This window comes from Microvirga sp. GN3 (assembly GCF_055792825.1).
The window spans coordinates 1-4,843 of the sequence record NZ_JBVVAK010000288.1; the positions used below are offsets into that span (position 1 = coordinate 1).

Consider the following 4,843-nt stretch of genomic DNA (forward strand, 5'->3'; position numbering starts at 1 on the left):
TTGATGTCGGCCTGCGCAATCTGGACTTGGTCATGGGGGCCGAGCGACGGGTGGTCTTCGACCTGATCAATGTCATCAGAGACGAGGCCAAGCTCGCACAGGCGCTCATCCGCGACAAGCGCCTGGATACGCTGGCTCTTCTCCCGGCGTCCCAGAGCCGAGACAAGGACAGTTTAACTGAAGAGGGAGTTGCACGGGTCATCGCTGATCTACGCACGCAGTTTGACTGGGTCATTTGCGACAGCCCGGCCGGCATCGAGAAGGGGGCGACCCTGGCGATGCGGCATGCCGACGTCGCTGTTGTCGTGGTAAACCCGGAGGTATCCTCGATCCGCGACGCTGACCGCATCATCGGCCTGCTCGACGCCAAGACGGTCAAAGCCGAGAACGGGCAGTGCGTCGACAAACATCTGCTTCTCACCCGCTATGACCCCGTTCGTGCCCGCCGTGGCGAGATCATGAAGGTGGAGGATGTACTGGAGATCCTTTCCATTCCGCTGCTGGGCATCGTCCCGGAGAGCGGAGACGTGCTGCTGAGCTCAAACGTCGGAGCCCCGGTGACCCTGGGTAGCCCTGGTGGTGCACTGGCCCAAGCCTACGTTGATGCGGCTCGGCGGCTGAAGGGTGAGGGTACCGGGATTGTTGTCTCTAGCGATAGACCTCGCCTGTTGCACAGGCTGTTCACCCGACGAGCTGCATAGACCGGTTCAGCCTCTCACAAGAGCGCGTTCGGATTTGAGCGGGACGAAGCAAGGATCCAGAACACATTCTGAAGCCTTCTGGCCTGCCTCGAGTGGATGATCCGCATGTGATGTTAATTCAGGATCGGTCTCAAGCGCTTGGAGGCCGGAACCAGAACCTCTGGTGCGGGGGGCGGTAGCCCAGGGATGAGTGCGGGCGCCAGCTCTCAATGATCAACTTGGCCTCCTCAAGCGTGTAGAAGATCTCTCCCTTCAGCATTTCATCCCTAACCTTGGATCGGATCAGTCGCCGATGTGAGTGGGATCGAGCTTTCTGTGGGAGTAGTAGATGCCATACTGCGTATCTTTCGTCGACTGGCGACGGTCGAGGTCGGTGAACAGCCTGAGAGACAGGTCGTACCGGCCTAGGTGATAGAGCGACCATGCGCGTATGAGCCCCATCCCTTGGTCTTCGGGCCTCACGGAGGCCCTTTGGTCCAAGGTCGCGATGGTTTCGCGGTACTTGCCATCGTGGAACAGCGCCAGGGCCTTTTCGCTGAGTTGTGAAGCAAGAGCAGAGGTGGTCGCGCGATCAGCTTGGTTAGGTCCGGGGCCACCGTTTGACCGCGATTGCGCCCCGACTGGATAGATTGCCAAAAGTCCCCACACAGAAAGATCAAGGAAGTCAGAATTGACCTGAGGAAATTACGGGAAGTGGTGGAGTGCGCCTTGTTCCGGCATCACAAACCGGACACCTAGATCGTTACCGGCCTCCAACTCCCCGCGAATGGCCTCCTGCGGTTGCTCATCCGTCAGCGAATATTTGATGTGGCTCACAATGACCGGAAGGCCCTTCAGGGCGTTGCCGCCGGCCGCCTGGTCCAAGTCATGCAGCGTCTTGTGGACCCACTTCGGCGTCATGTGCCCGAACAGCAGGTTATCCGGTCGGTCACTGGTGTAGGACGCTTCCAGGATGATCGCCTTCAACGTCCGCTGCCTCACCCTGTTGGCAACGGTCTTCCAGATGTCCTGCATGTTGGTGACGTTCTGGACCTCGTCAGGGCCAGTATCCCCGAAGCACAGGATCGCGTCGCCGTCGCTCTCGACGAGGAAGGCAGTGGATTCGGCCCCTCCGTGATTGAGAGGGTAGGGGGTAACCGTCATCCTGGTGCCGGCAAGATCCCTGGCCTCACCCGGTTTCAGATCTTCCAGATGATACTTCTTCAGTTGCGGCGGCTGGCCGCGATCCAGCATGTTGGGCCAGGCCTTCCAGTTGAAATAGGTCTGTTCGATCTGCGCACTCACAGACGGCAGGCTGTAGATGGTCTTGGTGCCATCATCGGGCGAGGCGATGACCAGACCTGCGAGATGGTCGAGATGAGCATGAGTGATCAGGTAGCCCTTGATCTCATTCTTCAACACGTGGCCGATCACACTGTCAGTCGAGCCCGCAGGAACCGTGACGTCCCTGAAGACGCCCATGTCATGAGCAACCCTCAAACCGTTCACGAGGCTGCCGGCGTCACATGCAATGGCATTGCGGTCCCCGTGTGGACGAATGAGATAGGAACTGAGATTGCCGTCCTGAACGCCGCCCAGGGCACCGAGAACAATCACGTCGAAGCCTGGGCCCGACAGAGCAGCAGTCGGCCCCAGCAGCATCGACATCGAAACAAGCGAAGCGATCAGTCTCACGGAATGACTCGAATCGGAACCATCATACATTCCTCCTGCGGGAACCAGCACATGCTAGATCCACATGCCGCGCAACACGCTGCACCAGTTTACGGATGCTGGCCTCCTGCGCCAAGTGACACTGGACAGCGCAAAGTCATACTTCGACACCAACACGATGGAGCATCATCAATACTTCCTCGAGGAAGAGGAAACGGTGATCGACATGCCGTCGGGAGGCATCACCGTGATAGACATGCCGCTGCCGCCCGCTGGTATGGAGATCGCACGCGTTGAGGGATCGTGCGGCTTCGGAAGGCGAAGGACAGGTACCACAGAAGCCACGAACGCTGAGGATGAATCTCGGGAACGGGGCGACTGGCGAGCACCTTGCCTAGTCCAGGACGTCAAGTCGCGGGCACGAAGCGGTAGGCGTTGTCCTTGCGCTCCGCATAGCCGACGCCGGGATCGGACCAGTGAAAGCCCAGCAACTTGATCTTATCCTTCGCCGCTCGATCCAGAAGCGCCTTACGATTGGCGATCGCAGCGTCGTGCTGCATGTCGAAGCCAAACTTCTGACCGGGATACTCAAACGAGACGATGTGGTTCGTAACTGCGTCCCCAGTAATGATCAGGCCTTCGCCGCCAGCCAGTTCGAGCGAGATATGCCCGGGGGTATGCCCTGCCGTATTGAGGACACGCATGCCGGTGACGATGTCCTCACCCGGGTTTACCAGCTTCACGCGGTCCTTGAAGGCGGATAGATCGCGCTGGGAGCCGCGTGCAAACTCATGCAGCACATCCGGCATGGTCGTGCGGTAGTTTGGATGCGTCCAAAACTGCCACTCGGCCGCGCTCACGAAATAGGTTGCATTTGGGAACGTCAGTCCCGCGCCCGGCGCGAGAGTTCCCCCGATGTGATCGGGATGGGCATGGGTGCAGACAACCTTGGTCACGGAAGCGGGATCGACCCCGGCTGCCGCGAGATTGGCCGAGAGCTTGCCTGCCGTGGGCTGGAACTTATCTCCGGAACCGGTGTCGACGAGGATAAGTTCCCGTCCCGACCGGATCAGCGGAATATTGGCTCGGGGCTGGACGGTGTCGGCGCTCCCGCCGAGTCGGCGGATGATCTCCGCCTGTTCGTGCGGGGCGGCCTCGGGAGCTACGATGCTGATCGGCAGGGTCAGGAAACCGTCGCTGACAACGGTGATGTCGAAGTCGCCTTGCTTGAAGGTGGAGACTGGCGCCGCGAATGTATAGCCGGACAGGAGTGGCATCGCCGCAAGTGACGAAGTCCCGAGAATGATGTGGCGGCGGGTGAGGGTGGCCTTTGTCGGTTCGGATCTTCTCATCGAGCTCTCCTCCGTTTGGCAAGATGACATTGCTGGACCGTTAAGACGTGGACTGGGCATTGCAAGTCACGACGGAAACTGTCTAGGCCCGCTCCCTCCTGACGTAGATCGGTTCAAGCTGGTAGTGTTTCGAGAGATCGTTGGCCTGGTCGACGGCTTCCTCCATCGACGCGAACGGACCACTCACGGCGATTGCCGTCCCATCGATGAGCACCGTCACCATGAACTCCATCGCCCGTTCGGGCTGAACCACCTCAGCCAGGGTGATGTTGTTGCTCTGGTCCTCAGGAACTTCGTCGGGCATCAAGATGTGGAGGCCAGGACCGGTCATTGGGGATCCTTTGGATTCACGGGACCACGAAAGACGAAGAGTTATGTTGGAAAGGGCTTCACAGGGGATGAGCCGCCCAATCAACGAATAAAGGAATTTCCGGTTTCCACGAGAGCTTGCCACTGGGTCGCTCCGGATGCGGGCCTACCTCCGAACTCCGAAAGCGCAGCATAGCAGTTTCGGAAAGAGTTCGCTCCAGTGTCGGGATACCGCTCCGTGGGCCCCGATAACCTGTCATAACGTGTCGGGTGGAACCCCGTCCGGAACAGCGGAGGAAAACGATGGGACTGACCTTCAAGAACAATCTCCACAGCGAAGTCGGAACGTGGCAAGTGACTTTGCCACTGGGCAAAACAATGCGCTGAATATGCATGAACGCGCTCTAACGCCGTCATGGACAGGCTGAAGCTAATAGTGTCCACGACTGGCGGGCAGACGCCTTAAGGGGGCACGTCGGTGACGTCGCGGATATGAAGAAAGATCCTGCAGCTAGTTCCATTAGTTCCATAAAAAATGTTCAGCGCAGTTTTGCTGTAGGCGCAAAGTTAGAATGTCTTGATCCCGCTTTGCAGGCTGCCAGACATTTCAACTTGGCGGCCGCATTCAGTGTGAGTTTGGGTTCAATCACGCGTTCTCGTCTCCGCGACGAGCCGGCTATATCCTCTAGTCACGCACTCACCTTTAATGATCTTCACGCAGAGGGTGTAACATAGGGCGGTGTCGGTCATCGTGAGGAGGTGCGCGATGGAGGGCAACGTTTGGCGTCCGACGCATCTGACGCCGGAGCAGATGGAGGAGCGGCGCCT

5 protein-coding genes and 2 pseudogenes are annotated in these 4,843 nt (G+C 59.0%); 2 read left to right on the forward strand and 5 right to left on the reverse strand.

The genetic code is table 11. The features are described from left to right. Positions 1-701: septum site-determining protein MinD (minD, locus tag ACS5Q1_RS46455; protein WP_473104552.1), on the forward strand; the 701-nt coding region annotated here is incomplete at its 5' end. Positions 702-814: 113 nt separating this feature from the next. On the opposite strand, the pseudogene ACS5Q1_RS46460 reads toward minD, so the two are convergent. The 3 genes and pseudogenes from ACS5Q1_RS46460 to ACS5Q1_RS46470 form a co-directional block, all read right to left on the reverse strand. Then, positions 815-978 (reverse strand): annotated as a pseudogene (locus ACS5Q1_RS46460) (integrase core domain-containing protein); the annotation flags it as partial. A gap of 5 nt (positions 979-983) precedes the next feature. Next, on the reverse strand, positions 984-1,142 hold the full coding sequence (locus ACS5Q1_RS46465) for a hypothetical protein (protein WP_473104556.1): 159 nt from the start codon (positions 1,140-1,142) through the stop codon (positions 984-986). Between the two features lie 243 nt (positions 1,143-1,385). Then, positions 1,386-2,375 carry an MBL fold metallo-hydrolase gene (locus tag ACS5Q1_RS46470; protein WP_473104553.1) on the reverse strand — a complete coding sequence of 330 codons (990 nt, stop codon included), beginning with the start codon at positions 2,373-2,375 and terminating at the stop codon, positions 1,386-1,388. Positions 2,376-2,448: 73 nt separating this feature from the next. Between ACS5Q1_RS46470 and ACS5Q1_RS46475 the strand changes: the two are divergent. Further along, a pseudogene (locus tag ACS5Q1_RS46475) lies at positions 2,449-2,708 on the forward strand (transcriptional repressor); the annotation flags it as partial. A 53-nt stretch (positions 2,709-2,761) separates the two neighbouring features. On the opposite strand, the gene ACS5Q1_RS46480 reads toward ACS5Q1_RS46475, so the two are convergent. Both ACS5Q1_RS46480 and ACS5Q1_RS46485 read right to left on the reverse strand, forming a co-directional pair. Beyond that, positions 2,762-3,706: an MBL fold metallo-hydrolase gene (locus tag ACS5Q1_RS46480; RefSeq protein WP_473104554.1), complete on the reverse strand. Its 945-nt coding sequence runs from the start codon at positions 3,704-3,706 to the stop codon at positions 2,762-2,764. A gap of 82 nt (positions 3,707-3,788) precedes the next feature. Beyond that, on the reverse strand, positions 3,789-4,037 hold the full coding sequence (locus ACS5Q1_RS46485; RefSeq protein WP_473104555.1) for a hypothetical protein: 249 nt from the start codon (positions 4,035-4,037) through the stop codon (positions 3,789-3,791). Positions 4,038-4,843 lie beyond the last annotated feature (806 nt).